Source organism: Arthrobacter sp. R4 (assembly GCF_051365025.1).
GTDB lineage: Bacteria > Actinomycetota > Actinomycetes > Actinomycetales > Micrococcaceae > Arthrobacter.
In genome coordinates this window covers 156,837-183,693 of record NZ_JBLWIJ010000015.1, presented here as the reverse complement: position 1 = coordinate 183,693, position 26,857 = coordinate 156,837, and the positions used below count along the sequence as shown (strand labels likewise).

27 protein-coding genes are annotated in these 26,857 nt (G+C 65.4%); 9 read left to right on the top strand and 18 right to left on the bottom strand.

All coding sequences use genetic code 11. The annotated features are described in order from the left end of the window. Nucleotides 1-16: 16 nt before the first annotated feature. The 7 genes from ACLKOZ_RS10920 to ACLKOZ_RS10890 are packed head-to-tail and all read right to left on the bottom strand — an operon-like array spanning nt 17 to nt 8,016. Nucleotides 17-856, bottom strand: coding sequence for an HpcH/HpaI aldolase/citrate lyase family protein (locus tag ACLKOZ_RS10920; RefSeq protein WP_436475016.1), 840 nt, complete (start codon nt 854-856; stop codon nt 17-19). Next, a complete protein-coding gene (locus ACLKOZ_RS10915; RefSeq protein ID WP_436475014.1) occupies nt 853-1,410 on the bottom strand; it encodes a MaoC family dehydratase in 558 nt (185 codons plus the stop codon). Before ACLKOZ_RS10915 ends, ACLKOZ_RS10920 begins: the two co-directional genes overlap by 4 nt. Continuing rightward, nucleotides 1,407-2,174, bottom strand: a complete 768-nt coding sequence (locus tag ACLKOZ_RS10910) for a CoA transferase subunit B (protein ID WP_337347583.1) — start codon at nt 2,172-2,174, stop codon at nt 1,407-1,409. Before ACLKOZ_RS10910 ends, ACLKOZ_RS10915 begins: the two co-directional genes overlap by 4 nt. Nucleotides 2,175-2,176: 2 nt before the next feature. Continuing rightward, nucleotides 2,177-2,959, bottom strand: coding sequence for a CoA transferase subunit A (locus tag ACLKOZ_RS10905; RefSeq protein ID WP_436475012.1), 783 nt, complete (start codon nt 2,957-2,959; stop codon nt 2,177-2,179). 23 nt (nt 2,960-2,982) lie between these two features. Continuing rightward, entirely contained in the window at nt 2,983-4,146 is a 1,164-nt protein-coding gene (locus ACLKOZ_RS10900) for an acyl-CoA dehydrogenase family protein (RefSeq protein ID WP_376046270.1), read from the bottom strand. 2 nt (nt 4,147-4,148) lie between these two features. After that, nucleotides 4,149-6,401, bottom strand: coding sequence for an acetyl/propionyl/methylcrotonyl-CoA carboxylase subunit alpha (locus ACLKOZ_RS10895; RefSeq protein WP_436475010.1), 2,253 nt, complete (start codon nt 6,399-6,401; stop codon nt 4,149-4,151). 7 nt (nt 6,402-6,408) lie between these two features. Beyond that, entirely contained in the window at nt 6,409-8,016 is a 1,608-nt protein-coding gene (locus ACLKOZ_RS10890; RefSeq protein WP_436475008.1) for a carboxyl transferase domain-containing protein, read from the bottom strand. Nucleotides 8,017-8,318: 302 nt separating this feature from the next. Here ACLKOZ_RS10890 and ACLKOZ_RS10885 point away from each other — a divergent pair, with 302 nt between their 5' ends. Continuing rightward, the gene (locus tag ACLKOZ_RS10885; RefSeq protein ID WP_376046279.1) at nt 8,319-8,945 is read left to right on the top strand and encodes an SACE_7040 family transcriptional regulator; all 627 of its coding nucleotides are present in this window, start codon (nt 8,319-8,321) and stop codon (nt 8,943-8,945) included. A 67-nt stretch (nt 8,946-9,012) separates the two neighbouring features. On the opposite strand, the gene ACLKOZ_RS10880 is transcribed toward ACLKOZ_RS10885, so the two are convergent. The 3 genes from ACLKOZ_RS10880 to pdhA are packed head-to-tail and all read right to left on the bottom strand — an operon-like array spanning nt 9,013 to nt 12,622. Further along, the gene (locus tag ACLKOZ_RS10880; protein ID WP_436475006.1) at nt 9,013-10,428 is read right to left on the bottom strand and encodes a dihydrolipoamide acetyltransferase family protein; all 1,416 of its coding nucleotides are present in this window, start codon (nt 10,426-10,428) and stop codon (nt 9,013-9,015) included. An 8-nt stretch (nt 10,429-10,436) separates the two neighbouring features. Beyond that, the gene (locus ACLKOZ_RS10875; RefSeq protein WP_436475004.1) at nt 10,437-11,447 is read right to left on the bottom strand and encodes an alpha-ketoacid dehydrogenase subunit beta; all 1,011 of its coding nucleotides are present in this window, start codon (nt 11,445-11,447) and stop codon (nt 10,437-10,439) included. Next, a complete protein-coding gene (gene pdhA / locus ACLKOZ_RS10870) occupies nt 11,447-12,622 on the bottom strand; it encodes a pyruvate dehydrogenase (acetyl-transferring) E1 component subunit alpha (protein ID WP_337347575.1) in 1,176 nt (391 codons plus the stop codon). Before pdhA ends, ACLKOZ_RS10875 begins: the two co-directional genes overlap by 1 nt. 196 nt (nt 12,623-12,818) lie before the next feature. Between pdhA and ACLKOZ_RS10865 the strand changes: the two genes are divergently transcribed. Together ACLKOZ_RS10865 and ACLKOZ_RS10860 are read left to right on the top strand one after the other, a co-directional pair. Then, the gene (locus tag ACLKOZ_RS10865) at nt 12,819-13,292 is read left to right on the top strand and encodes an Lrp/AsnC family transcriptional regulator (protein ID WP_337347574.1); all 474 of its coding nucleotides are present in this window, start codon (nt 12,819-12,821) and stop codon (nt 13,290-13,292) included. Between the two features lie 158 nt (nt 13,293-13,450). After that, on the top strand, nt 13,451-14,023 hold the full coding sequence (locus ACLKOZ_RS10860; RefSeq protein WP_436475001.1) for a hypothetical protein: 573 nt from the start codon (nt 13,451-13,453) through the stop codon (nt 14,021-14,023). A gap of 77 nt (nt 14,024-14,100) precedes the next feature. Here the strand turns inward: ACLKOZ_RS10860 and ACLKOZ_RS10855 are convergent, their stop codons facing one another. Continuing rightward, nucleotides 14,101-15,717, bottom strand: a complete 1,617-nt coding sequence (locus ACLKOZ_RS10855; protein WP_337347572.1) for a solute symporter family protein — start codon at nt 15,715-15,717, stop codon at nt 14,101-14,103. Continuing rightward, a complete protein-coding gene (locus ACLKOZ_RS10850; protein ID WP_337347571.1) occupies nt 15,714-16,094 on the bottom strand; it encodes a DUF485 domain-containing protein in 381 nt (126 codons plus the stop codon). The genes ACLKOZ_RS10855 and ACLKOZ_RS10850 overlap by 4 nt, the downstream gene beginning before the upstream one ends. A gap of 178 nt (nt 16,095-16,272) precedes the next feature. Here ACLKOZ_RS10850 and ACLKOZ_RS10845 point away from each other — a divergent pair, with 178 nt between their 5' ends. Genes ACLKOZ_RS10845 through ACLKOZ_RS10825 form a run of 5 tightly spaced genes read left to right on the top strand, consistent with a single transcriptional unit; the run spans nt 16,273 to nt 20,791 of the window. Further along, the gene (locus tag ACLKOZ_RS10845; protein WP_337347570.1) at nt 16,273-17,463 is read left to right on the top strand and encodes a sensor histidine kinase; all 1,191 of its coding nucleotides are present in this window, start codon (nt 16,273-16,275) and stop codon (nt 17,461-17,463) included. 45 nt (nt 17,464-17,508) lie between these two features. Next, nucleotides 17,509-18,231 (top strand): LytR/AlgR family response regulator transcription factor, encoded by a 723-nt coding sequence (locus ACLKOZ_RS10840; RefSeq protein WP_337347569.1) that lies wholly within the window; start codon nt 17,509-17,511, stop codon nt 18,229-18,231. Continuing rightward, on the top strand, nt 18,228-18,578 hold the full coding sequence (locus ACLKOZ_RS10835) for a DUF485 domain-containing protein (protein ID WP_436474999.1): 351 nt from the start codon (nt 18,228-18,230) through the stop codon (nt 18,576-18,578). Before ACLKOZ_RS10840 ends, ACLKOZ_RS10835 begins: the two co-directional genes overlap by 4 nt. A 7-nt stretch (nt 18,579-18,585) precedes the next feature. After that, nucleotides 18,586-20,052 (top strand): cation acetate symporter, encoded by a 1,467-nt coding sequence (locus ACLKOZ_RS10830; RefSeq protein WP_436474997.1) that lies wholly within the window; start codon nt 18,586-18,588, stop codon nt 20,050-20,052. Nucleotides 20,053-20,101: 49 nt separating this feature from the next. Further along, nucleotides 20,102-20,791 carry a hypothetical protein gene (locus ACLKOZ_RS10825; protein ID WP_337347566.1) on the top strand — a complete coding sequence of 230 codons (690 nt, stop codon included), beginning with the start codon at nt 20,102-20,104 and terminating at the stop codon, nt 20,789-20,791. A gap of 24 nt (nt 20,792-20,815) precedes the next feature. On the opposite strand, the gene ACLKOZ_RS10820 is transcribed toward ACLKOZ_RS10825, so the two are convergent. The 6 genes from ACLKOZ_RS10820 to rpsB all read right to left on the bottom strand — a co-directional run bounded on the left by ACLKOZ_RS10820 (nt 20,816) and on the right by rpsB (nt 25,817). After that, complete coding sequence (locus ACLKOZ_RS10820) at nt 20,816-21,400, bottom strand: DivIVA domain-containing protein (RefSeq protein ID WP_337347565.1); 585 nt, start codon at nt 21,398-21,400, stop codon at nt 20,816-20,818. A gap of 94 nt (nt 21,401-21,494) precedes the next feature. After that, nucleotides 21,495-22,418 carry a phosphatidate cytidylyltransferase gene (locus ACLKOZ_RS10815; RefSeq protein ID WP_337347564.1) on the bottom strand — a complete coding sequence of 308 codons (924 nt, stop codon included), beginning with the start codon at nt 22,416-22,418 and terminating at the stop codon, nt 21,495-21,497. After that, nucleotides 22,418-22,975, bottom strand: coding sequence for a ribosome recycling factor (frr, locus tag ACLKOZ_RS10810; RefSeq protein WP_337347563.1), 558 nt, complete (start codon nt 22,973-22,975; stop codon nt 22,418-22,420). The genes ACLKOZ_RS10815 and frr overlap by 1 nt, the downstream gene beginning before the upstream one ends. Before the next feature lie 127 nt (nt 22,976-23,102). Continuing rightward, complete coding sequence (pyrH, locus tag ACLKOZ_RS10805) at nt 23,103-23,840, bottom strand: UMP kinase (RefSeq protein ID WP_337347562.1); 738 nt, start codon at nt 23,838-23,840, stop codon at nt 23,103-23,105. Between the two features lie 129 nt (nt 23,841-23,969). Next, complete coding sequence (tsf, locus tag ACLKOZ_RS10800; RefSeq protein ID WP_337347561.1) at nt 23,970-24,806, bottom strand: translation elongation factor Ts; 837 nt, start codon at nt 24,804-24,806, stop codon at nt 23,970-23,972. A 129-nt stretch (nt 24,807-24,935) separates the two neighbouring features. Beyond that, a complete protein-coding gene (gene rpsB, locus ACLKOZ_RS10795; protein WP_337347560.1) occupies nt 24,936-25,817 on the bottom strand; it encodes a 30S ribosomal protein S2 in 882 nt (293 codons plus the stop codon). Nucleotides 25,818-26,252: 435 nt separating this feature from the next. On the opposite strand from rpsB, the gene ACLKOZ_RS10790 reads away from it, so the two are divergent. Further along, nucleotides 26,253-26,828 (top strand): M23 family metallopeptidase, encoded by a 576-nt coding sequence (locus ACLKOZ_RS10790; RefSeq protein ID WP_436474993.1) that lies wholly within the window; start codon nt 26,253-26,255, stop codon nt 26,826-26,828. Nucleotides 26,829-26,857 lie beyond the last annotated feature (29 nt).

Genomic DNA, 26,857 nt, shown 5'->3' with positions numbered 1-26,857 from the left:
ATAGGGCGAGGGATCCCTAGCTGTGGATGCCCGCCCGGCGGATGGTGGCTTCGGCATGCTTGAGGATGGGGCCGTCGATCATCCTGCCGTTGTACTGGAAGACCCCTGACCCGGCGGAGGCTGCCGCCTGCAGCAGCTCCGTCGCGGCAGAAACATCGGCCTCGGACGGGGCATAGGCGCCGCGGACAACGGCCGCCTGGGTGGGATGGATGCAGGCCTTGGAGCTGAACCCGGATGCGACGGCGTCGGCGGACTCTACGGCAAGACCCTCCAGGTCCGGGATGTTGACATAGACCGCGTCCACGGCCGCCTTTCCGAAGGCGCCGGCGGCCAGGAGAACGCTTGAGCGGGCGTGCAGGGCTACGGCGCGGTATCCGCCGTCGTCCTTCCTGCTGGACGTGCCGCCCAGGGATGCCAACAGGTCTTCGGCACCCCACATCAGCGCCACCACGTTCGGCTCAGCGGCGATCGCGGGGGCATTCAGGACACCGGCCGCCGTCTCGCAGAGGGCAATCACATGGAAGTCCTCAAGCTGTTTGAGCTGCTCAGCACTCTCCGCTTTGGCCAGCATGACCGTCTTGTACGGCGTGTGCGCCAGGCAGTGCAGGTCCTTCTCGAACTCTTCGGTGCCGGCAGGGTTGATCCGGACGATGGTCCGGCTCGGGTCCAGTTCGGGTACTTCGCCGCCGGCGCCCAGCTGGGCGAGGATCGCGCCGCGGGCCCTTTGCTTGTCCGCGGGCGCCACCGCATCCTCGAGGTCGAGGATGACGGCGTCTGCACGGTCGGAGGCTTTCTGGTACCGCTCGGGCCGGTCTGCAGGGCAAAAGAGGAGGGCTGGCCCCATCACAAAGGTCATAGAGCCATTGTCCCCTTTTGGCCCCCGGTTTGCTGCCCGGCATGAGCCTCCCGCGTCCACATCAGGCAACTCCTCGTGGCCAACGCCACCACGGTGCCGTCCTGGTTGCGGCCGGTGTGCTGCATGGTCACAATCCCCTGTCCGGGCCGGGAGCCCGAGAGCCGCTTCCCGGTGATCACGGTCTCGGTATACAGCGTGTCGCCGTGATACAGCGGGTGGGGAAAGGACACATCGGTCAGGCCCAGCTGGGCGACGATGGTGCCCTGGGTCAGCTGCGACACCGACTGCCCCACCACAGTGGACAGCGTGAACATGGAGTTGACCAGCCGCTGGCCGAACGGCTGGCCGGCGCTCCACGCTGCGTCAAGGTGCAGCGCCTGGGTGTTCATGGTGAGGGTGGTGAACAGGACATTGTCCGTTTCCGTTACGGTGCGGCCCGGCCTGTGCGCATACAGGACGCCCTCCTCCAGTTCGTCGAAGTACAGGCCGCGCTGTTCAACGACGCGCGGTTCAACGGCAGGCTGTTCAACGGCAGGGGGATTGTCCGCCGTCATACGGTAAGTTCCTGGTCCTCTTCGAAGAGTTCGGCGCCGGTGGCCGCGGCCACTTCCTCGACCGACACGTTGGGGGCCAACTCGCGCAGCACCAGCCGTGAGGACCCCCCTTCGGTGACGACGTCGATCACGGCGAGGTCGGTGATGATCCGGTCAACGCAGGCTTTACCGGTCAGGGGCAGAGTGCACTGCTCCACGATTTTGGGGCGGCCGTTGCGGTCCACGTGCTCCATCATCACAATCACCTTCTTGGCGCCAAAGACCAGGTCCATGGCTCCACCCATCCCCTTGACCATCTTGCCCGGGATCATCCAGTTGGCGAGGTCGCCGTTTTGGGCCACTTCCATCGCGCCGAGCACGGCCACGTCGACGTGTCCGCCGCGAATCATGCCAAAGGACGAGGCTGAATCGAAGAACGCCGCACCCTTGTTGACCGTGACGGTCTCCTTCCCTGCGTTGATGAGGTCGGGATCCACGGCATCCTCGGTGGGATACGGTCCCACGCCCAGGATCCCGTTCTCAGAATGCAGCACAACTTCGACACCGGCCGGGATGTAGTTGGGGATGAGCGTCGGCATGCCGATGCCCAAGTTCACGTACTGCCCATTGCTGAGTTCCTGGGCCACCCGGGCGGCCAGTTCATTGCGTGTCCACCCTTTGGTCTCCGGGTTAGCGGCGTCCGGGTGGCCGACGGCGGCGCGCCGGTATTCCGGGCGCACGGCTTCGGGGCGGGGAGGCGCTCCCTGCGGTCGGTTGGACTCCATGGCTACACTCCTGCCTGTTCTGTGGCCGCCGGCCGGTTGAGGGCCACGGTCCGCTTTTCGATCCGTTTCTCGCCGGCCGGAACAACCACCACCCGCTGGACGAAGATACCTGGGGTGTGGACATGCTCCGGATCGAGTTCCCCCGGTTCCACCAGCTCCTCCACCTCGGCGATGGTGATCCTGCCGGCCATGGCGCAGAGCGGGTTGAAGTTCATGGCCGTTGCGTGGAAGACCAGGTTGCCGTGGCGGTCGCCCTTCCAGGCGTGGACCAGGCCGTAGTCAGGAGTCAGGGACTCCTCGAGGACGTAATCGACCCCGTTGAAGGGACGGACCTCCTTCGCGGCGGAGGCGATGAGGATGCCGCCGTCGGCGTCGTATTTTTGCGGCAGGCCGCCGTCGGACACCTGCGTGCCTACCCCGGCCTTGGTGTAAAAGGCAGGGATACCGGCGCCGCCGGCCCGGAGTTTCTCCGCGAGGGTCCCCTGCGGCGTCAGCACAACTTCCAGTTCACCGGAGAGGTACTGGCGTGCGAACTCCCTGTTTTCTCCAACGTAGGAACTGATGGTCCGACGGATCCGGCCGTCGCGGAGCAGGACGCCCAGCCCCCAATCGTCCACGCCGCAGTTGTTACTGACGGTCTCCAGGTCCGTGGTGCCGTGCCGGTGCAAGGCGTCGATCAGGGCCACGGGGATTCCGCACAGGCCGAACCCTCCCACCGCGAGGGAGGCGCCGTCGGGGATGTCCGCTATGGCTTCCTCGGCGCTGGCAACAACCTTGTTAATCATCAGTGATCCTCTCCGGCCGGCTATTACAGTCCGAGTTCGCGGGCGATCAGCATCAGCTGGACCTCCGTGGTGCCCTCCCCCACTTCAAGGATCTTGGAGTCGCGGTAGTGGCGTGCCACAGTGAATTCGTTGATGAAGCCATAGCCGCCGAATACCTGGGTGGCATCCCGCGCGTTGTCCATGGCCGCCTCGCCTGCGACCATCTTAGCGATGGCCGCCTGCGTCTTGAATGGCTTGCCTGCGAGCATCCGGGCGGCGGCGTCGTAGTAGGCCAGCCGTGCAGTATGCGCGCGGGCCTGCATGCGGGCGATCTTGAACGCGATGGCCTGGTGCTTGCCGATGTAGTGGCCAAACGCGCTGCGCTCCTTGGCGTACTTCACCGACAGGTCCACGCAGCCCTGCGCCGCCCCCGTGGCCAGTGCGGCGATGGCGATCCGGCCTTCGTCGAGGATGGAGAGGAAGTTTGCGTAACCGCGCCCCTCGGCACCCAGCAGGTTTTCCTCCGGCACCCGGACGTCCTTCAACGTCAGCGGATGCGTGTCGGAGGCGTTCCAGCCCACCTTGTTGTACGCCTTTTCAGCCGTGAACCCGGGCGTGTTGGTGGGGACCAGGATGGTGGAAATCTCCTTCTTGATGCTCCCGTCCTTGCGTTCCTTCTGGCCGGTGACGGCAGTGACCGTGACCAGGCGGGTGATGTCCGTTCCGGAGTTGGTGATGAACTCCTTATTGCCGTTGATGACCCACTCGCCACCCTCTCGCCGGGCGTGGGTCTTGGTGCCGCCGGCATCCGAACCGGCCTCCGGCTCCGTGAGGCCGAATCCGGCGAGCGCCTCACCAGAGGCCAGGACGGGCAGCCATTCCTCCTTCTGCGCGTCGGTGCCGAACCGGTAGACCGGCATGGCGCCAAGGGAGACCCCTGCCTCCAGGGTGATGGCCACGGACTGGTCCACCCGGCCCAGCTGTTCGAGGGCCAGGGCCAGGGCGAAATAGTCGCCGCCCATCCCGCCGTACTCCTCGGGGAAGGGCAGCCCGAACAGGCCCATGTCGGCCATTTGCTTCACGATTTCGTACGGGAAACTGTGCTCCTCGTCGTGCTTGGCCGACACGGGGGCCACCGCGTGGTCCGCGAAGTCCCGTACGGTGTCGCTGAGGTCCTGGTATTCCTCACTGAGTTCAAAATCCGGCATGGCTAGGCTCCCTCGCCTGTGTTGAGTGTGTCTTCGATGTTGTGCCCCGGCTGTGCCGGGCCTTCTGTGTGGGCGTTGGCATGGATAGTGGCCAGCACCTGGCCGGCCCTGACGGGCTGACCGGGCGTGACGTTGAGATGGACGGTGCCCGCGACCTCCGCCAGCAGTTGGTGTTCCATCTTCATGGCTTCCACCGCGAGGAGAACCTGGCCGGCCACAACGGCGTCGCCGCTGCTGACTGCCACCGATACCACCGTGCCCGGCATGGGCGAACGGACCTCAGGGTCTGCCGTCCCTTCCTCCCGCTCGATTGCGGCCAGCACCCGGGCGAGCCTGGACTCACGCGTGAGTACCTCCAGCCGGCAGGACCAGCCGCCGTTTCCCAGGAAGAGTTCAGTGGGCACGCCGGGGGTGGGGTTGTCCCAGGTGGGCGTGACGGGACCGGTGAACACCGGCGCGATGGAATAGGGTGTGGCTTCCCCGTCGAGGGACAGAACAGCCGCCCTCGGGGAGCGCCATTCCAGCGACGCCGTCTGTTGGTGTCCGCCGTTGACGCTGACAAGAACAGGCCCGTCGCTGGTACGGCCGGACACCTGCACTGTTGCGATGCCGCCGTCGGGTGTTCCCAGGCTGATCCGGCGCGGCGCGGGTTCGCCGAGGCGCCAGCCGTTGCGGGCCTGCCACGGACCGGAGGCCGGAACAGGGTGGTTTCGTTCCGCGTCCGAGGCGTACAGCGCTGCGGCAACCAATTCGGCATCCTCCACGCGCCGGAAGGCAAAGCCCGGCAGCTTCCGCTCGATCAGGCCGGTGTCGAGGCGCCCGGCGCGGACGTCGTCGTCGTTGATCAGCAGCCGAAGGTACTCCACGTTGGTGTCCAGCCCAAGGGCGGTGTACCCGGCGAGCGCTTCATCGAGCGTGTCCAGGGCGGCCCTGCGGTCCTGGCCCCAGGCAATGACCTTGGACATCATGGGGTCGTAATTCGAGGAGAGTTCAAGCCCCTCGCGCAGGGAGGAATCGACCCGGACGCGTCCGTGGCCTGCAGCCACTTCGCCGCGGGGAGGTGCGCTTGGCCGCGGGGCTGGCCCTGGAAGTTCGTCGAGCAGCAGGACCGTTCCCGTAGAGGGAAGGAAATTGCGCTCCGGGATTTCCGCGTAGACGCGGGCTTCGACGGCATGGCCGGCGAGTTCGACGTCGGCCTGGCGGACGGTCAGTTCCTCACCGGCGGCGATCCGCACCTGCCATTCGACGAGGTCCACGCCGGTGACCATTTCGGTGACCGGGTGCTCCACCTGGAGGCGGGTGTTCATCTCCATAAAGAAGAACTCGTCCGGGGCTTCGTCGGACACGAGGAATTCCACGGTGCCCGCTCCGCTGTAGTGGACGCTGCGGGCTGCCTGGCAGGCGGCCTCACCAATGCGCACACGGGTGGCGCCGCCGTCGTCCAGCGAATCCAGCAGTGGCGACGGTGCTTCTTCGATGACTTTCTGGTGGCGGCGCTGAAGGGAGCACTCGCGCTCCCCCAGATGGATGACGTTGCCGTAGTGGTCTGCCAGGACCTGGACCTCGATGTGGCGGGGCGTGCGGACCAGCCGCTCCAGGAAAAGGGTGTCGTCGCCAAAGGCGCTCGCGGCAACACGGCGGGCCGTGGCCAGCGTGGCCGCGAGCTCCTCCGGGCCTTCCACGATGTGCATGCCCTTCCCGCCGCCGCCGGCGGAAGGTTTGATGAGCAGCGGGAAGCCGACGGCGGCCGCCGCCTCGATGAGTTGGCCGTCCGTCATGCCAGGCTCGGCAATCCCCGGCACCACGGGAACCCCATAGCCCGCCACGTGGTTCTTGGACCGGATCTTGTCGCCCATGACGTTCAGGGACTCGACACCCGGGCCGATAAAGGTGATGCCGGCGGCTTCGAGGGCGCGGGCAAAGTCCACATTTTCGCTCAGGAAGCCGTAGCCGGGGTGGACCGCCTCGGCGCCGGTGTCCCGGCAGGCCTGGATGATGGCTTCGATGTTCAGGTAGCTCTCCGCTGCGGCTGCCGGGCCGATCCGCACGGCACGGTCCGCTTCGCGCACATGCCGGGCGCCGGCGTCGGCATCGCTGTAGACGGCCACCGAACGGATGCCCAAGGCACGCAGGGTACGGATCACCCGGCACGCGATCTCACCGCGGTTGGCAACGAGCACGGTACCAAAGAGGGGTCTCTGGGGGCCCGACGTGGTGCTCTGAGAGGGAGCAGTGGGTGGGGAAGGGACGGTCATTGCTGGCTCACATCCGAAAGAGGCCGAAGGAAGTCTCCGGCAGCGGGCTACGGGAGACGACGTCGAGCGCCAGTCCCAGGACGGTGCGGGTGTCCGCGGGGTCGATCACGCCGTCATCCCAGAGGCGGGCGGTGGAATAGTAAGGGCTGCCCTGGTCCTCGTACTGTGCCTTGATGGGGGCCTTGAACGCTTCCTCGTCCTCGGCGGACCATTCCTGCCCGGCGGCCTCGTACTGGTCCCGTTTCACGGTGGCGAGCACGCTGGAGGCCTGGTTTCCGCCCATGACGGAAATCCTGCTTGCCGGCCACATCCAGAGGAAGCGCGGTGAGTACGCCCGGCCGCACATGGAGTAGTTCCCTGCACCGAAGGACCCGCCGATCACCACGGTCAATTTGGGCACGCGCGCCGTGGCCACCGCCGTGACCATCTTGGCGCCGTTCTTGGCGATGCCGCCCTGTTCGGAGTCCTTGCCCACCATGAACCCGGAAATGTTCTGCAGGAAGACCAGGGGAATTCCGCGCTGGTCGCACAGCTCGATGAAGTGTGCGCCCTTGAGCGAGGACTCGCTGAACAGCACGCCGTTGTTGGCTACGATTCCCACCGGGTGTCCGTGCAGCCTCGCGAAGCCGGTGACCAGGGTAGCGCCGTATTCCTTCTTGAACTCATGGAACCGGCTCCCGTCAACCAGCCGCGCTATCACCTCGTGGACGTCATACTGGGCGTTGACGTCAGTTGGCACAGCACCATAGAGCCCTGCGGGGTCCGCAACGGGTTCGACGGCGGTGTCCACGTCCCATGCGGGGGCCGCCGGCCTGGGAAGGGTGGCCACGATGTCGCGGATGATCTGCAGGGCGTGTTCGTCGTTCTCGGCCAGGTGGTCGGTGACGCCGGAAATCCTCGAGTGGACATCGCCACCGCCGAGCTCCTCGGCGGTGACGATCTCGCCGATGGCCGCTTTCACCAGGGGCGGGCCGCCCAGGAAGATGGTGCCCTGGTTCCTGACGATCACCGTTTCGTCGCTCATGGCTGGGACGTAGGCGCCGCCGGCGGTGCATGAGCCCATGACGGACGCAATCTGCGGGATCTTGGCGGCGGACAGCCGGGCCTGGTTGTAGAAAATCCTGCCGAAGTGCTCCTTGTCCGGGAACACCTCGTCCTGTTTCGGCAGGAAGGCCCCGCCGGAGTCCACCAGATAGATGCAGGGCAGCCGGTTTTCGAGGGCGATTTCCTGGGCCCGGAGGTGCTTCTTGACCGTCATGGGATAGTAGGTGCCGCCCTTGACGGTGGCGTCGTTGGAGATCACCAGGACCTGCCGGCCATGGACCAGGCCGATGCCGGCGATGACCCCGGCGCCAGGCGACTCATCGTTGTACATGCCGTTGGCGGCGAGCGGAGCGATCTCCAGGAACGGGCTGCCGTCATCCAGCAGCTGGTCGATGCGTTCGCGCGGGAGCAGCTTCCCCCTGGCCACATGGCGTTCGCGGGATTTTTCCGGACCACCCAGGGCGGCCTCAGCGAGCCTGGACCGGAGTTCGGCGGCGAGCGCAAGCTGCGCCGAGTTATTGGCGGCAAAGTCATCGCTTCCGGTATCAAGCCGGGTGGCGAGAGTCTCCATCGACTGGTCCGTTCCTGTTCTGTTAAGAGCCATCTTCATAGACCGCAAAGGCCAACTCGGTTAGTGCTGTGTAACTGAGATTAGGTTAGTCTTTATTAACTGTGATGTCCAACACATGGAGGCGTTGCTAGAATTTGCAGGTCCGAGGAGGAAATGTGCCCACTACCCGGCCGGTGCAGCCAACCCAGCAGGCCCTGTCCACCCCATCCGTTCCAGCAAACAGCGGCTCTGCCATCAACGGAAGTCCTGCAGCTAAGCCAGTTCCAGCAGCCCGGACTGCTGCAGGAAGCCAGGCAGCTCCGGTGACCCAACGCAGCCAGGCCAAAGAGTTGCGACGCCAGGCCTTGCTGACCGCTGCTGCCTCGCTGTTCGCCAAGAACGGGTTCAACCGGGTGTCCCTGGAGGACCTGGGCGCCGCCGCAGGAGTGAGCGGCCCGGCCGTCTACCGCCATTTCCGCGGTAAACAGGCCGTCCTGGGCGATTTGTTGCTCACCGTCAGCCGGGAACTCCTGGACGGCGGACTCAGGGTGGTGGCTGAAACCACTGATCCATTCGCGGCGCTGCGCCGGCTCGTGGCGTTCCAGGTTGATTTTGCCCTGGGCAAGCCTGACGTGATCCGCGTGCAGGACCGCGACTTCAGCAACCTCACGGAGAAAGACCAGTCCGAGGTGCGTACGCTGCAGCGGAACTACGTTGAGCTTTGGGTGGACGTCCTCACCCGGCTGCATCCTGACACCGATGCCGCCGAACTGCGGATGCGGGCCCACGCAACTTTTGGCCTGATCAACTCCACCCCGCACTCGGTACGCAGCCACGGCCGGAAGATCGCCGTGAAGTCCGCCCGCCCCCTGCTGGAGGGCATGGCCCTGGCCGCCCTCACCGTAGACACTTCCCAGACAGCGCCCCAAGAGCGGCCCCAGCCCGCTTGACCGGTGCGGGCCAGCAACGGTTAGACGGGTCGGGGCCGCTTGTGCGGGGAGTCGCACGGCTTCCGCTTTAGACCATGGTCAGCACCATGCCGGGTTCGGCCAGGATCGCGCCGACGTCGGCCAGGAACCGGGAGCCCTGTTCCCCGTCCACCACGCGATGGTCGAAGGACAGGCTCAAGGTCATGACCTGGCGCAGGGCCACCTCCCCCTGGTACTCCCACGGCATGTTCCGGACAGCCCCCACCGCCAGGATCGCAGCCTCGCCGGGATTGAGGATCGGTGTGCCGGCGTCAATACCGAAGACCCCGATATTGGTGATGGAGATAGTGCCGCCGCTCAACTCGGCCGGCGTGGTCTTTCCGGCCCGGGCCGACTCAGTCAGAGCCGTCAGCGCTTCGGACAGCCCGGTGAGGGACAACGTGTCCGCGTCCTTGATGTTCGGCACCGTGAGGCCGCGCGGTGTAGCTGCCGCGATGCCAAGGTTGACGTAATTGAACTGGACAATCTCCTGGCCGGCTTCGTCCCAGCGGGAGTTCAGCGACGGGTTCCGCCGCAGCGCAATGAGGACAGCCTTGGCCACGATCGTCAGCGGCGTGAGTTTGTACCCGGCAAAAGCCCGGTTGGCCTTCAGCCTTGCGAGCAGGTCCATGGTGGGGGTGACATCAACCGTCAGGAATTCGGTCACGTGCGGGGCGGTAAAAGCGCTGGCCACCATCGCGGCAGCCGTGAACTTCCGGACCCCCTTGATCGGCGTGCGTGTCTCGCGCTCGGGCTGGCTGGCCCCGGAGGGCTCGCCATGCCGGTCATCAGGCACTGCCTGCAGATGCTGGGCGGCCGCCGGGAGGTCCCCGCCTCCCACGAAGTTGCGGACGTCGTCGCGGCTAATCAGCCCCCCGGGGCCCGTGCCTGCAACCTCGGCCAGGTCGACGCCAAGGTCCTTGGCGAGTTTCCGCACGGGCGGCGTGGAGCGGGGGCGTTCGGAAGTCACCACCCGCTCCCTGGCCTCGCGGGGCCGGCCAGGGAACCCTGCGGCCGCGGCCGCCGGCTCAGCCGGCGGCTCCGCGGGATTCTCGACCAACGCCAGGTTGCGTTGACGGCGGGCTGGGCGGCCGGAACTTTCGACGACGGCGCCGTACCCCACGAGGTTCGGTTCCCTTTTGCCCGCGGCCGCCGCGCTGCCGGCATCAATTGCCTCCGGGGCAGCGCCGGTGGAGGTGTCCATCGATGGCGCCGCGCCGCCGTCGTCGGGTACTTCGAAGGAGACGATCGGCTTGCCCACCTCGACAATCGTGCCTGGCTGTTCGTGAAGCTCCTTGATGACGCCGGCGAAAGGTGACGGCAGTTCCACCACGGCCTTGGCGGTTTCCACCTCGGCAATGACCTGGTTGAGGGCTACGGTGTCCCCCACCCCGACCTTCCAGCTGAGGATTTCGGACTCGGTCAGTCCTTCGCCGAGGTCCGGGAGCCTGAATTCCTTGATCATGGTGGCGCTCATCCTTCCAGCCCGCTCAGGGAGTTCGGCCGGCCCAGGGCCCGGTCAACGCCGTCGAGGATCCTGTCCAGGCCAGGCAAATGGTGCATCTCCAGCTTGGAATACGGGTACGGAATATCGAAGCCGGTGATCCGGACCGGGGCGGCTTCAAGGTGGTAGAAGCACCGCTCGGTGATGCTCGCCGCGACCTCTGCGCCCAGTCCGCCGGACTGGCCCGCCTCATGGGTGATCACCAGCCGCCCGGTCTTGCGGACGGACGCCTCCACCGTCGAGTAGTCCACCGGCGCCAGCGAGCGCAGGTCGATGACTTCGATGGACACGCCTTCATCTGACGCCGCAGTGGCGGCATCGCGTGCCGTCTTAACCAGCGGCCCGTAGGCCACGAGAGTTACGTCGGTCCCCTCAGTGACTACACGGGCGCGGTCCATGGGCAGGGCTGTGGAGAGGTCGACGGCCTCGTCCACTTCGCCTTTGTCGTGGTAGCGGCGCTTGGGTTCGAAATACAGGACGGGGTCATCGCTGGCAATAGCCTGCTGGATGACGGTGTGGGCATCCTGCGGGTTGGACACCGTTACCACGCGGAGCCCGGAGGTGTGGGTGAAATAGGCCTCGGGTGATTCCGAATGGTGCTCGGGTGAGCCGATGCCGCCGCCGAAAGGCACACGGACGGTGATGGGCATCTTGACGGCACCCTGCGTGCGGTAGTGCAGCTTGGCCACCTGGCTCACGATCTGGTCGAACGCGGGGTAGATGAAGCCGTCGAACTGTATCTCCACCACTGGCCGGTAACCGCGGTAGGCCAGGCCGACGGCGGTGCCCATGATGCCGGATTCGGCGAGCGGCGTGTCCACGACCCGGTGTTTGCCGAAGTCCTTCTGCAGGCCGTCCGTCACCCGGAAGACGCCGCCGAGGGTTCCGATGTCCTCCCCCATGAGGATGACTTTGGGGTCGTTCTCGAGGGATTTGCGCAAGCCTGCGTTGATGGCGCGGGCAAAGGTCATCTGGGTCATCAGCGTGCACCTTCTTGGGAAGTGGCTCCGGCGGGATCACCGAAGGAAGCCAGGTAGCGGGAGTAGTGGTCCTGCTGACGGTCAAGCCAGGAGTTGGGCGAGCTGTAGACGTGCTTGAAGATGTCCAGGGGCTCGGGGTCGGGCATGTTGGTGCAGCCGGCACGCATCTCGCGTGCCACGGCGTCGGCCTTGTCCTTGACATGCTGCTGCAGGTCACTGGTCAGGAGTCCCTTGCGGTCCAAAAGCGACTTGACCCTGTCGAGGGGATCCTTCGCGGCCCAGTCCTCCAGTTCGTTGGGGTCCCGATACCGGGTGGGGTCATCCGCTGTCGTGTGCGGGCCCATGCGGTATGTGACGGCTTCGATGAAGGTGGGTCCGCCACCATTCCGCGCCCTGTCCAGCGCGACCCGGGTGGCTGCCATCACGGCGAGGACGTCATTGCCGTCAACCCGGAGGCTGGGGATGCCAAAACCGGTGGCCCTGTCCGCCAGGTGGATGTGGGACTGCAGCCTGACCGGTTCCGAGATGGCCCAGTGGTTGTTCTGGCAGAAGAAGACCACGGGCGCCTGGAAGCTGGCGGCGAACACCATGGCTTCGTTGACGTCGCCTTCACTCGTGGCACCGTCGCCGAAGAATGTCACCGCTACGGAGTCGGCGCCGTCGTTCTGGATGCCCATGGCGTACCCGGTGGCGTGAAGCGTCTGTGCGCCGATGATGATTTGCGGTGTGGCCATGTTGATCGTGTACGGATCCCAGCCCGCTGACGCATTTCCCCGCCATACCCGGATGATGTCCGTCAGGTCCACGCCACGGCAATAGGCGACACCGTTTTCGCGGTAACTGGAGAACACAAAATCGTCGTCCCGCAGTGCCCGGCCCGCGCCGACCTGCGAGGCTTCCTGCCCCAGCAGCGGCGGCCACAGGGCCAGTTCGCCCTGGCGCTGGAGCGCTGTGGCTTCGACGTCGATCCGCCGCACCACGGCCATGTCCTCGTAGAGGGAACACAACCGCTCATCGGTGATGTCCTGCACCCATGGATCGAATTCCGGATGACTGATCCGCTCCCCCGCGGGATTGATCAGCTGGATCAGGTACCGCCCGGATCCAGGGATTCCTGCACTGTTGCCCGGGCCTTCCGGGGTTGTTCCGCCATGGCCCGTTTCGTCTGTAGACACGATCGCCCCGCAACCTTCTCACGTCGTTTGACCGGGGCTTAGGGACTCGTGGTCCTGCCGCCGTCCGGCCTCCCGGGCGCCGTTGCCCCGGATAATTGTGACCCTACTCACAATGCTCAATGGGTACAACCACCGCGCAAATAACTGAGCATAATGCCCTGTTTGGGAGCAGCAGACCGTGCTAGCGTTGCGCATTATGCAAGCTTTGGATGGCACCGACACCCGGCTGCTTTCGGCCATGGCCAAGGACCCCCGCCGGACGGTGGTGGCCCTTGCCCAGAAGCTGGGCCTGTCGCGCAACACGGTTCAGGCCCGGATGGCCCAACTGGAGAAGAAGCACGTCTTCCTGTCCTTTGAACGGCGGATCAATCCGGCGTCTTTGGGCTATCCGCTGATGGCCTTCATTTCCGTCCACGTGCAGCAGCAAAAGCTCGGGCAGCTGGCCCATGACCTGGCCAGCATCCCGGAGATCCTGGAGGGCTACGGCCTCACCGGATCCGCTGACCTCCTGTTGCGCGTGGTGGCCCTGGACGCCGAGGACCTGTTCAGGATCAACGGCAAGATCCTGGCCTGCGACGGAGTGGAGCGCACGGATACCGCGTTGGCTATGGGTGAGCTGATTCCCTTCCGCATCCAGCCGCTGCTCGAACGCGGCCCGGCCGAGGCCTAGGATCCGAGCGTTCGCTGCGTCTTTCGGTCCTGCGGATGCCGGGGCGGGACAGGCCGGGTTATAGGCTGGTCGAAGTTGAATCGAATGGTGTGCCGGTCACCGGCTCCCGCAACGAGGCAGTCCCAGTGCAGGCTGCACACTGCCGGAAAGGCTCCATCTTGAGCAATCCTGAGGAACCGTACCAGCCGGGTCATGCCGACGCCGGCGCGCGGCCGGCTGCCCCGCCGCGGCAGCCACCTGCGCAGCCGCCCGGGCAGTACGCAGATCCAACGCCCTTCGGCCTTCCGGGCCAGCCGCTCGCCAAGGACCGGAAGAAGCTGTGGATCATCCTTGGCATCGTCGGTGGCGTGGTGCTGCTGGCCGTCGTCGGCATCATCGTCCTGTTCAATGTCCTTGGCGGCGCCACCAACCACGCCCGTGGACTCGCGGACGGCTTTACCAAGCTGGTCATCGCCGGTGACTCCTCCCAGGCCTACGACGACTACCTTGACCCCGCACTCCAGGAACAGCTGTCGAAGGAAGACTTCATCGCCGGCGTCGAAAGCCTGGAAATGGACGAGACCTGCGAGCCGGCCTACAACGACCTGAAGGTCAGTTCGGAAAATGGCAACAACGCCGCCGACATCGCAGGCGTGATCACCTGCGACGGACGGCAGGTTGACCTCGCCTACCGTTTCGAAGGCACTGACGAGTTGAAAATGACCAATATCAAGCTCCGGCCGAAGGCATAACCGGACTGCCCACGCGAAGAGCCCCGTGCTGCTGGCACGGGGCTCTTCACGTTAAAGGTGTTGTGTGTTGGCTGCCGTCAGTGGTCCACGGCCTTCTCGGCGCCGACGCCGGTGAGCGAGCGGACTTCCATTTCGGCCTGCTTGGCGCTGTCTTCACGCTTCTTGTCCAGGACCGTGCCCAGCCAGCCCAGCAAGAAGGCCAGCGGAATGGACACAATGCCCGGATTGCTGAGCGGGAAGAAGGCAAAGTTGGCGCCGGGAATCATGGACGTCTTGGCCCCGGAAACCACCGGGGAGAAGATGATCAGGATGATGGCCGAGCCCAGGCCGCCGTACATGCTCCACACTGCGCCCTGTGTGGTGAACCTTCGCCAGAACAGCGAGTAGACGATCGTCGGGAGGTTCGCCGACGCCGCGACGGCGAAGGCGAGCGCCACCAGGAAGGCCACATTCTGGCCATTGGCGAAGATGCCACCCAGGATGGCCATGACACCGATGACCACTACGGTCCGCCGCGCAACCTTGACCTCGGTGTCGGCGTCGGCCTTGCCCTTGGAGATGACGCTCGCGTAGATGTCGTGGGCGAAGGACGCCGCGGCTGTGATGGTCAGGCCTGCCACTACCGCCAGGATGGTGGCGAACGCCACCGCCGAGATGAAGCCCAGCAGCAACGGTCCGCCCAGGTGGAAGGCCAGCAGGGGTGCAGCGGAGTTCACGCCACCCGGTGCGGTTTTGATGGTTTCGGCACCCACGAGGGCTGCTGCGCCGTAACCCAGCACGAGGGTGAACAGATAGAACAGGCCGATCAGCCAGATGGACCAAACCACGGACTTGCGGGCTTCCTTGGCCGTGGGCACGGTGTAGAAGCGCATCAGGACGTGCGGCAGGGCTGCGGTGCCCAGGACCAGGGCCAGGCCCAGGGACATGAAGTCCAGCTTCGAGGTCTCGGTCTTGCCGTACTGCAGGCCCGGGTTCAGTACCGCCGGGTTGTTGGAGGTCTCCACGGCCGCGCCGAGCAGGCTGGAGAGGTTGAAGCCGTAGATGGCCAGGACCCAGAAGGTCATCACGGCCGCACCGGCGATCAGCAGGATGGCCTTGATGATCTGGACCCAGGTGGTGCCCTTCATCCCGCCGATCAGTACATACATGATCATCAAGGCACCGACGACGATGATCACCAGGGCCTGTCCGCCCCAGTCGCTGATGCCGAGCAGCAGGGAGATCAGGCTGCCGGCGCCTGCCATCTGCGCCAGCAGGTAGAAGAAGCAGACGGCCAGGGTGGAAATGGCAGCCGCGATCCGGACCGGACGCTGCTTGAGCCTGAAGGAAAGGACGTCCGCCATGGTGAACTTTCCGGTATTCCGGAGCAGCTCCGCCACCAGCAGCAGTGCAACCAGCCAGGCTACGAGGAAGCCGATCGAGTACATAAAGCCGTCGTAGCCGTTGATGGCAATGGCGCCCGTGATCCCCAGGAACGAGGCGGCCGACAGGTAGTCCCCGGCGATGGCCGTTCCGTTCTGGGACCCGGTGAACGACCGGCCTGCAGCGTAGTAGTCGGCCGCGGTCTTGTTGTTCCGGCTGGCCCTTAGCACGATCACCATGGTCACGGCCACAAACAGGCCGAAGATGCCCATGTTGAGCAGCGTGGTTTCCTTGAGGTCGGCGACGTCGACCGCCGTGGCAATCCCGATCATTTGGCTACTCCGCTCACGACGTTGCCGTCTTTATCAAACTCATGGCCTTCGATTTCGTGGCGGATCTCCGCCGCGATGGGATCCAGCCTTCGGTTGGAGTAGCTGACATACCAGCCAGTGATGGCGAAGGTGGAGACGAACTGCAACAGGCCTAGGATCAGGCCGACGTTGATGTTGCCCCACACCTTGGTGGACATAAACTCGACGGCGTAGTCAGCCAGCAGGACATACGCGAAGTACCACAGCAGAAAAGCGACGGCCATGGGGAATACAAAGCTGCGGTGACGTTTGCGCAGTTCCTGGAACCGCTCCGTCGACTGGACCTGTTCGAAGTCCACGGACGCCGCTGCGTCCGGAGTGTGGGCATCGTTACCCATCGTTCCTCCTCATTGAGTCTTGCCTGGTTCACACCGGCGGGCGCCCCAGCACCTTTCCGCTGATGTGACTGCAATCACTCTGCGCCGTGGCGGCACGGCACAACAGGGGCAGCGGCGGAACGCTCGCTCAACGGTCGCGATGCTGCGACAAACGGCACCCGCCGCTACGCTGGGCACCATGCCGGACTCCCCTCTCCTGACCGCCGCAGCAGTTGCGGTGATTGTTTTGGCGATCGCCGTCGTCGTCGGCGTGGGAGCTAAAGTGCTGCGCTCCTTCCGTGAACTCGGCACCGACGCCGAGCGCGCCACCTACAACACCCTCCACGCCGCGTCCCGTGCAGGGCAGCACCTGCGCACCGGGCTCAATCCGGCGGGCGCGGCGAAGGCGTGCCGGCAGTTGCGGACCCTCCTGGGCTGCAGTGCGCTGGCGATCACCGATACTGCCGGCGTGCTCGCCTGGGACGGTGTCGCCGAGGAACTGAAGCCCCGCTTGATGGACCTGGCCGCAGACGTCCTGATCGGAGGCCGGACTACTGTGCTCCAGGCGCGTGACCTGGCTGCGAATCCTGCCGCTGGCAACCTCGCCGCCGTCATCGCGCCGGTGCGTGCCGGATCACGGGTGGTGGGGGTGGTGGCCGCCTTTGCGCCCCTTGCAGGGGCCGGGCTGGTCCGCGCCACCAGTGAAGTGGCGGACTGGGTGGCGGTCCAGGTGGAACTGGCCGAGCTGGATGCTTCCCGGACGCTGCTGATGGAAGCGGAGGTTCGTGCACTGCGGGCGCAGATCAGCCCGCACTTTATCTACAACTCGCTCAACGCCATCGCATCGTTCATCAATACCGACCCGGCGCGGGCCCGCGAACTGGTGGTGGAGTTCGCGGACTTCACCCGGTACTCCTTTCGCCGCCACGGCGATTTCACAACCCTCGCCGAGGAACTCCGCTGCATCGACAGGTACCTGCTCCTTGAACGTGCCCGCTTCGGCGAACGGGTTCAGGTCAGCCTCCGAATAGCCCCGGAAGTGCTGGGCACCGTGATCCCGTTCCTGAGCTTGCAGCCGCTCGTGGAGAACGCGGTGCGGCACGGGCTTGAGGCCAAGGAGGGGCCAGGGCACATCAGCATCACCGCCAATGATTCCGGCGCTTTCGCGGAGGTCACCATCGAGGACGACGGCGTGGGCATGGACCCTGCCCAGCTCCAGTCGATGCTTGCCGGCCACACCGACGGCGAACACGTGGGGCTGCGCAACGTCGATGCCCGCCTCCGGCAGGTCTATGGCGATGACCACGGCCTCGTGATCGAGACGGCGCCCGGGGAGGGGACCCTGATCACCATGCGGGTGCCCAAGTCCCAGCCCGACCACGACGCCTGAGCCCCCCATCTGATTCCAGCGCCCCCCGGCGGATAATGTAGGACCATGATTAATGTCCTCGTCGCCGATGACGAGCTGCCCGCAGTGGAAGAACTGGCCTACCTCCTGGGCCGGGACGACCGGATCGGCACCATCCACCGCGCCACCTCAGGGTCAGAAGCGCTGAGGGCCCTCACCACTCAATCCGTGGACGCTGTCTTCCTGGACATCCACATGCCGGCAGTGTCCGGGCTGGACATTGCCAGGGCCATCGCGCGCAGCAGCCATCCGCCGGCGGTGGTCTTTGTCACTGCGGACGAGGACTGCGCCCTGGAGGCATTCGAGCTGGCCGCCGTGGACTACCTGCTGAAGCCGGTCCGCGCCGAACGGCTGTCCCGGTCAGTGGGACGGATCAGCGAACTGCTGCGCGAGGGCGGCGGCCCGGCTCCGGAGATGATCACCGTGGACCAGGGCGGCACCACCCGGATGATCAGGCGCGACGACGTCACGTACGTCCAGGCGCAGGGAGACTACGCACGGCTTCACACAGTTGATGCGAGCTACCTGATCCGGGTTCCCCTGGCCGACTTGGAGCAGCAGTGGGCGGCTGCGGGCTTCATCCGTACGCACCGGTCCTACCTGGTGGCCCTGAAGCACGTGGCCTCGATGAAGCTGGCCGCGGACGGACCAAGCGTCACAGTCGCCGGGGCCAACCTCCCCATCAGCCGCCGGCACCTGCCCACTGTCCGGGAGAAGCTGGAAGCCACGCGCATACGGCCGCAATCATGACGCGGGTCCGGGTCACGGCCCCGCACTCCGCAGCCAGGCCGGCGATGCAGTCGCGGGAGGCCGCCGAGGAATCGGAGGTGGGGCAGCTTTTTGTCAGGTCGCTGATCCGCACCCAGCTCCGGCTGGCGCTGGTAGTGGCCGGCGGATTCCTGCTGGTCCTGTGCGCTTTTCCGTTGCTGCTGGCGGCCGCACCGGGCCTGGCCGAGATCCGGGTGGCCGGCATCCCTTTCGACTGGCTGCTGTTGGGCGCCGGCATCTACCCGGTGACCGGGCTCAGCGCCTGGCTGTACATCCGCAGCGCGGCCCGGAACGAGTCCCGGTACCGCGACCTGGCCGAGGACAAGTGATCCTCCCGTGAGTCCCGCCGTCGGACTGGTGGCCCTTGTGGTGGTTTCCGTGGCCACTGCGGTCATCGGGTTCTATGGCCTCCGGATCTCCCGTACGACCGGCGATTTCTATGTTGCCTCCCGGACGGTCCGTCCGTGGTGGAACGCCTCGGCGATCGGGGGCGAGTACCTGTCCGCGGCGAGCTTCCTGGGCGTGGCCGGCCTGATCCTCCTCTCGGGAACGGACGCCCTGTGGTTTCCGGTGGGCTACACGGCCGGGTACCTGATGCTGTTGCTCTTCGTGGCCGCCCCGCTGCGCCGCTCGGGCGCGTACACCATCCCGGACTTCACGGAAGCCCGGCTGGATTCGCGGGCAGTCCGGCGCGTGACCAGCGTTGTGGTGGTTGTGGTGGGTTGGCTGTATATCGTGCCGCAACTCCATGGTGCGGCACTGACCATCAGGATCACCACCGGGCTTCCGGGCTGGGTGGGATCCGTGTGCGTGGTGATCGTGGTGTGCCTGACTGTGGTGGCCGGCGGGATGCGGTCCATTACTTTTGTCCAGGCCTTCCAATACTGGCTAAAGCTCACTGCACTTGCCGTCCCTGTCCTCTTCATCGTGTTCACCCTCCTGGGCAACGGAAGCACCGCCGTCGCTCCCGCCGTCGTGAACCCCACCGGGCTTGCTCCCGCCGGCCCGTACCAGAACATTTCATTGCTGGTGGCACTGCTGTTCGGCACCCTGGGCCTGCCCCACGTCCTGGTCCGCTTCTACACCAACCCTGATGGGCACTCTGCGCGCCGGACCACGCTGATCGTGCTCGGGCTGCTTTCGGTGTTTTACCTGTTTCCCACCGCGTACGGGCTGCTGGGACGGATGTTCAGGCCCGAGCTCGCGCGCTCAGGACAGGCAGATGCGGTGGTACTGCTCCTGCCAGGGCAGCTGATCGGCGGAACAGCGGGAGACCTGCTCTCGGCCCTGGTGGTGGCCGGAGCGTTTGCGGCGTTCCTCTCCACTACATCGGGACTGGTGGTCTCGCTCGCCGGTGTGATCAGCCAGGACGTCCTGGGCGGCAGTGTCCGCGGTTTCAGGCTTGCCGCCGTCATCTCGTCGTTGGTCCCCTTGGGCTTCGCCTTAGCCACCGACTCCCTGGCCCTGGCAGGCAGCGTGGGCCTGGTGTTCGCCTTTACCGCGTCCACCGTCTGTCCGGTCCTCCTCCTGGGCATCTGGTGGCGAGGCCTTACCGACACCGGCGCCATTGCCGGGATGGTGACCGGCGGCCTTCTCTGCGGCGGCGCCATGGTGTCCGGTTCCGTCCTGGGCGCAGCGGGCACCCCTTTCTGGCTGGCCCAGCCGGCGGCCTGGACGGTTCCGGGCGCGTTCGCCGTGATGGTGCTCGTCTCGCGCGCCACCAAAGGGCGCGTGCCACGGACCATGTCACGGCTCATGACCCGGCTACACACCCCGGAAAGGCCATTGGTCACCGAACGCTGAAAACGGGCTGCCCCTCGCGCGGGAACTGCCCAGGGTGGACAATTACGGCATGTCCACGCAGGACGAACGAACACCCGCCGAGTCCGAAGGTGTCCCGCCGTCGGTCCGGGCGCAGCTGCTCGCCACCGAACACTGGAGCCTGCTGGCTTCCCGGAGCACCACCCAGGGTGAAGTGCTGACCCGGATCAGTATGTTCCTGATGTTCACCTCCGCGAGCCTGGTCAGCCTTGCGCTCGTGGGCCAGGCAACCAGGTTCTCGGACACGTTTGTCATGCTGGCCATGATCGTCCTGTCCACCGACCTGCTGATCGGCCTCCTCACGCAGGTCCGTGTCCTGAACGTTGCCATGGAGGACCTGATGTATGTCCTGGCCATGAACCGGCTGAGGGCGGCCTACGTGGACCTGGATCCCGGCATTGCGAAATACATGCTGGCGGGTACGCACGACGACCAGCCGGGCATGGACCGGACGTATTACTTCCTCAGCGGCCGGAGTACGTGGAGCCACGTTGCCGGGAGCAGCATGGTCTTCATCATCATGGCCAATGCCGCCCTGACAGCCATCCTGCTGGGCACGTCCGTCACCCTTCTGGGCTGGCCAACACCGACGGCGGTCCTGCTGGGGTCGGCCAGCGGACTCGTCTTTGCCGGGGCTTCAATGGTGCACGGCTACCGGCAGTACCGCGACGTGTGGCCGGCGTTCACGCCGCTGTCCCCCACTCCACCGGGCGGGGACTGAGCCAGGCAGTCAGCCCGGACGGATTCAGTCGATGGCGGCCATCAGTTCAACCACCCGGTCCAGGAAGGCGTCCACCTGGCTTTCTTCGTAGCCGTCCTTGCCGACGGCGGGACGGAAGACTGCGCGGCGGACGTTGTCCACGCTGAGCGGCTTGTCCTCTTCCAGGTAACCGATCAGCTCACGGCAGAGCCGATCCACATCCACCGTGCTGTAGCTGCGGGCCTTGTTTTTGGACGGCCGGCGGAACCGCTCGCCGTCGGGCCTGTGCAGGCGGCCGCGGAGGATTCCGGACAGGTTCCCGATCTCGCGCAGCCAGGCTTCTTCGCCGCTGGCGGCAATCAGTTCATCCCGTTCACGACGGGCAAACGCATCTTCGAGCCTGTCCAATGCGGCATCCACCACGGCGGCAGAGTAACCGCCCTTGACGGGGTCGAAGGACACGGCGCGGACGTCTCCGCTTTTAACGACGTGGGTGGCGGCCTTCGGCGTTTCCAGTGACACGCGCGCCCGCTGGAGGAACTGGTCCACCTGCTTGGCGTTGTACCCGTATTCGCTGCGCGGCACGCGTTCAAAGGACGCGGGGATGTGCCGGTGAAAGTCCAATGCCACTATGTTTCCTTCAATGCTGTTCAGCCGGATCGGTTGGGTACCAGTCTAAGGGCGCCTCCGGGCCGGCATGGTTTTTCCAATTGGGGATTCCCGGTCAGGCGCCTGCCACCAGGACGTACAGGACGAAAGCCAGGGGACATGCAAAGACTATGGAATCAAGGCGATCCATAACACCGCCGTGGCCAGGAAGGATGCTGCTCATGTCCTTGATGCCCAGCTCGCGTTTGACCATGGATTCGGCGAGGTCCCCTGCCGTCGAGGCAGCCACCACGCCGACTGCCAGGACAAGGCCCACCCACCACGGTTTGTCCAGCAGGAAGATGCTGGCCAGCACACCGATCAGCATGGCGCCCGCAATGGAGCCGGCAAAACCCTCCCACGACTTCTTGGGGCTGATTTTCGGGGCCATGGGATGTTTGCCCAGTGATGCCCCCACCAAGTAGCCGAACGTGTCGTTGGAGACCACCAGAAGCAGCATGACGGCCACCTGCCAGGCGCCTTGGGGAACCGTGCCACCGGGCCACAGCCCCAGGGGCGTCACACCGCCAGCAGCGTGCAGCGGCAACGCGGCAAAGCTGATGAAGAACGGCACCCAGCCGAGGGTGAAGACGCCGGCGAAGATGCTGTTGGCCGAGCCGGCAGCACTTTCGATCGAACGCCACAGCAGCACGGCGATACAGCTCAGGAGCATGGCAAAGAGCAGGCTCTCGAGTCCACCGAAGTAGGCGACAAAAGGCATGGCCACCGTCCCTGTCATGACCGGAACAATGGGCATCCTGGTGCCGTTGGCCTCGAGGGCGCGGAAGATCTCCCACACTCCGAAGATCGCGAACGTAGTGGTTACCGCCACGAACCCCAAGGGAAGAAAGAGCAGCCCGCCCAGGACGGCAATCAGCATGGCCAGCCCCACAGCCGTGGCTGCCGGAAGGTTCCGCCCGGCTTTGGGGGTGGGGTTGGCCCGGGCCAGCCTGCCTTTCATGTGCGCCCGTTGTGCGGGAGCCTGCTCTGCCTGGCCCATCAGACTTCGAGCAGCTCTGCTTCCTTGCGCTTGAGCAGCTCGTCGATGCCGTCAACGTGGGCCTTGGTCAGGGCGTCGAGTTCCTTCTCGGCGCGGGTGCCTTCGTCTTCGCCGGCCTCGCCGTCCTTGACCAGCTTGTCCAGGGTTTCCTTGGCCTTGCGGCGGATGTTGCGAATGGAAACCTTGGCGTCCTCGCCCTTGGTTTTGACGATCTTGACGTATTCCTTGCGGCGCTCCTGCGTCAGGTCCGGAATGGTGATGCGGATGACGTTGCCGTCGTTGGACGGGTTGGCGCCCACCTCGGAGTCGCTCAGTGCGCGTTCGATGTCCCGGAGTGCGGTTTTGTCGAACGGGGTGATGAGGATGGTGCGCGCGTCCGGGATCGCGAAGGAGGCGAGCTGCTGCAGCGGCGTGGGTGAGCCGTAGTAGTCCACCAGGACCTTGTTGTAGAGGCCGGGGTTTGCCCTGCCGGTGCGGATCGAGGCGAAGTCTTCCTTGGCTACCTCAACGGCCTTGTCCATTTTCTCTTCGGCTTCGAGCAAGGTTTCTTCGATCACGGTCTCTCCTCAGAAATCAGTGCAGTCCGGGTGCCGGTTTCCTGCACAAGCTTGGTTCAGTGCTGCTGGTTCCATCGTGGGTCCCGCCAGCGGGGATGGATCTGTCCTGAAAACATCCTAGCCGTTGCTAGGCGGTCACCAGGGTGCCCAGCTTTTCGCCGAGGATGGCGCGCGTGACGTTGCCTTCGCCTTCCATCCCAAAGACCACCATGGAGAGGTTATTGTCCTTGCACATGGTCATGGCCGTCTGGTCCATGACCCTGATGTCGCGGCGCAGGGCGTCGTCGTAGCTCAAGGTCTCCAGGCGCTCGGCCGCGGGGTCCTTCTTGGGGTCGGCGGTGTAGACGGCATCCACCCCGCTCTTGGCCATCAGCACCACATCCGCATGGACTTCGAGTGCCCGCTGGGCCGCCACCGTATCGGTGGAGAAGTAAGGGAGGCCGGCGCCCGCACCGAAAATGACCACACGGCCCTTTTCCATGTGCCGGATGGCGCGGCGGGGAATATAGGCCTCAGCCACCTGGCCCATGGTGATGGCGCTTTGGACGCGCGTCTCAACGCCGGCCTGCTCCAGGAAGTCCTGCAGGGCCAGGCAGTTCATGACCGTGCCGAGCATGCCCATGTAGTCCGCCCGTGAGCGGTCCATGCCGCTTTGGGACAGTTCCGCGCCGCGGAAGAAGTTACCGCCGCCGACGACGATGGCTACTTCCACGTCAGGGACCGCCGCTGCGATCTGCTTGGCGACGTCGCGGACGGTTTCGGGATCAACGCCCAGCTTTCCGCCGCCGAAGACCTCACCTGAGAGCTTCAGGAGGACGCGGCGCCTGCTCTTCTCCGACTCGTTGGACGTTTTGACGGCTTCCATGGGTGCCTTCCCGTTCGTGAACTCTGAAAAAAGGTTATCCTGCCGGGCGGCCAAAGGTCTCATCCGGCGTTTGGCCCGGCGCATGCAAAAGGGGCGGCCACCGAAGTGGCCACCCCCTTGCAGGTTCGACTAGGAGCCGACGCGGAAACGCGTGAAGGCAGTAGCCTTGACGCCGGCCTCTTCGAGGACCTGCGCCACGGACTTCTTGGCATCCTTGGCGAATGCCTGGTCAACCAGGACCTCGCCCTTGTAGAAGCCCGTTACGCGGCCTTCGACAATCTTGGTGAGGGCAGCTTCAGGCTTGCCTTCAGCCTTGGCAGTCTCTTCGGCGATGCGGCGCTCGGACTCAACCAGCTCGGACGGAACGTCCTCGCGGGTCAGGTAGTTCGGGGCCATGGCGGCAACGTGGACAGCGACGTCGTGCGCGGCGGTGGTAGCTGCTTCGCCTTCACCGTCGACAGCGAACAGGACGCCGACCTGGGCCGGGAGGTCCTTGGAGGTCTTGTGCAGGTACGCGTCGACCGTTGCGCCCTCGATGCGGGAGATGCGGCGGACAACAACCTTTTCGCCCAGGACAGCACCTTCTTCGACGACGACCTCGGACAGCGGCTTGCCGTCGACGTCGGTGGCCAGCAGGGTGTCGAGGTCGGCTGCGCCGGACTCCACAGCCACGGCCAGGACCTTGTCGGCAAGCTGGATGAACTTGTCAGCCTTGGCAACGAAGTCGGTCTCGCAGTTGACCTCGATCATTACGCCGACGCCGTTGGTGACCTTGGCGGCAACCAGGCCTTCGGCGGTGGAGCGGCCTTCACGCTTGGTCGCGCCCTTGAGGCCCTTGATGCGGATGATCTCGATGGCCTTCTCGGCGTCACCGTTGGCTTCGTCAAGAGCCTTCTTGACATCCATCATGCCGGCGCCGGTGCGCTCGCGCAGAGCCTTGATATCAGCGGCAGTGTAGTTCGCCATGTGAACCCCTCTGTCTAGAAAATGTATGTGGTGTACGGACCGACAGGACAGCAGCCCACGAGAGTGGGCCGCCGTCCTGTCAGCAGTTCCGGTGCTGCTGGCAGCGCCGGTAATCCGGATTTACTTGTGTTACTTGTCGGCGTCGGCGGCGGGAGCCTCGGCAGCGGCCGGTGCTTCCTCAGCTGCGGGAGCCTCGGCAGTTGCCGGTGCTTCCGGGGCGGCCGGAGCGGCAGCCTCTTCAGCCTTGCTGCCTTCGAGGAGTTCGCGCTCCCACTCAGCCAGCGGCTCTTCCGGAGCCTCCGTGGTGCCGGTGGCGCGCTGGTTGCGGGCGATGAGGCCCTCAGCAACGGCGTCGGCGACAACGCGGGTCAGCAGGTTCACGGAGCGGATGGCGTCGTCGTTGCCCGGGATCGGGAAGTCGACTTCGTCCGGGTCGCAGTTGGTGTCCAGGATGGCCACAACCGGGATGTTCAGCTTCTTGGCTTCGTCAACAGCAAGGTGTTCCTTCTTGGTGTCCACGATCCAGAGCACGGAGGGTGCCTTGGTCAGGTTGCGGATACCGCCGAGGTTGGTCTCAAGCTTGGTGAGTTCGCGGCGAAGGAGCAGCAGTTCCTTCTTGGTGTATGCAGAGCCGGCGACGTCGTCGAAGTCGATCTCTTCCAGTTCCTTCATGCGCTGGATGCGCTTGGAGACGGTCTGGAAGTTGGTCAGCATACCGCCGAGCCAGCGCTGGTTCACGTAGGGCTGGCCAACGCGCGTAGCCTGCTCAGCAATTGCTTCCTGGGCCTGCTTCTTGGTGCCGACGAAGAGTACGGTGCCGCCGTGTGCAACGGTGGCCTTGACGAACTCGTAGGCGCGGTCGATGTAGGACAGCGACTGCTGGAGGTCAATGATGTAGATGCCATTGCGTTCCGTGAAGATGAATCGCTTCATCTTCGGGTTCCAACGGCGGGTCTGGTGTCCAAAGTGGACGCCGCTGTCAAGCAGCTGGCGCATAGTTACGACGGGCATGCCGGCGCTCCTTCCGGCAGGTCATTCATGAGAAGGCCCTGAAGCCCTCTTACCCTGCCAATAGTTGACGGTTGTTAGCGTAGTCCGGGACGGACCGTGCTCCTGGCATCCCTTGCACTTCCCATCAGGACCATGGGGCCCTGACCGCGGGAGGCACAAGCCTCCTCACACGAAGCCGGGGGCGACAGATGAGGAGGGCTGGATGCGCGTAGTCAGCTGCTGCTCCCCCGCACCTCTGAATGAGACGTGCTGACGCATAGCGGACACACGGATTTCCCGCTGACACGACAAACGTTGAGGGCACAGCAAACTGCTCCACCAAGTGTACTACAGGCACCCCGATCCTCCGGACATCGTGGAGGCCACCGCAGAGCGTTTTCCACATAGCCAAAGGGGTCCCTGCCGCAGGTTGAAATGCAGCGGCATGCTGGGCGGATGAAAGCTCCAGCGTTGCTCGCCGCGGTCCTGCTGCTTCCGGCATCCATCGCGCCATCCGGAGAGGTTCTCACCGCCGGCCCGGCCCCCGTCCCGGGAGGCCGGATTCCGGTTCTTCCGGCATCTGCCGGACGAATGCCGGCCGAGCCGGCCTGGGAGTGGCCCCTCGCGCCAAGGCCCCGGGTGCTGCGCGCGTTTGATCCTCCGGACAAGCCATGGATGAGCGGGCATCGCGGGGTGGACCTCGGAGCCGCGCACGACGGCGTTCCGGTCACCACGCCCGAGTCGGGCACCGTCAGTTTTGTGGGCGTGGTGGTGGACCGGCCGGTGGTCACCATAGATCACGGGAACGGACTCCGCAGCAGTTTCGAACCCGTGGACAGCTCGCTGCGGGCCGGCGACGCGGTGGCCAAAGGGGACACGATCGGCACCCTGCTGCCGGGACACTGTGGCACCCGGCCGTGTGTCCATTGGGGCGTCCGGCGCGGGGAGGAATACCTCAATCCACTTCGTTTCGTTGTGGACCTCAGGCCATCCGTCCTGCTTCCCCTTGGCCCCGGCCAAGGAACGCCTTGAGGAGCCTGGGCCGCGTGGTCAGGAGTCGG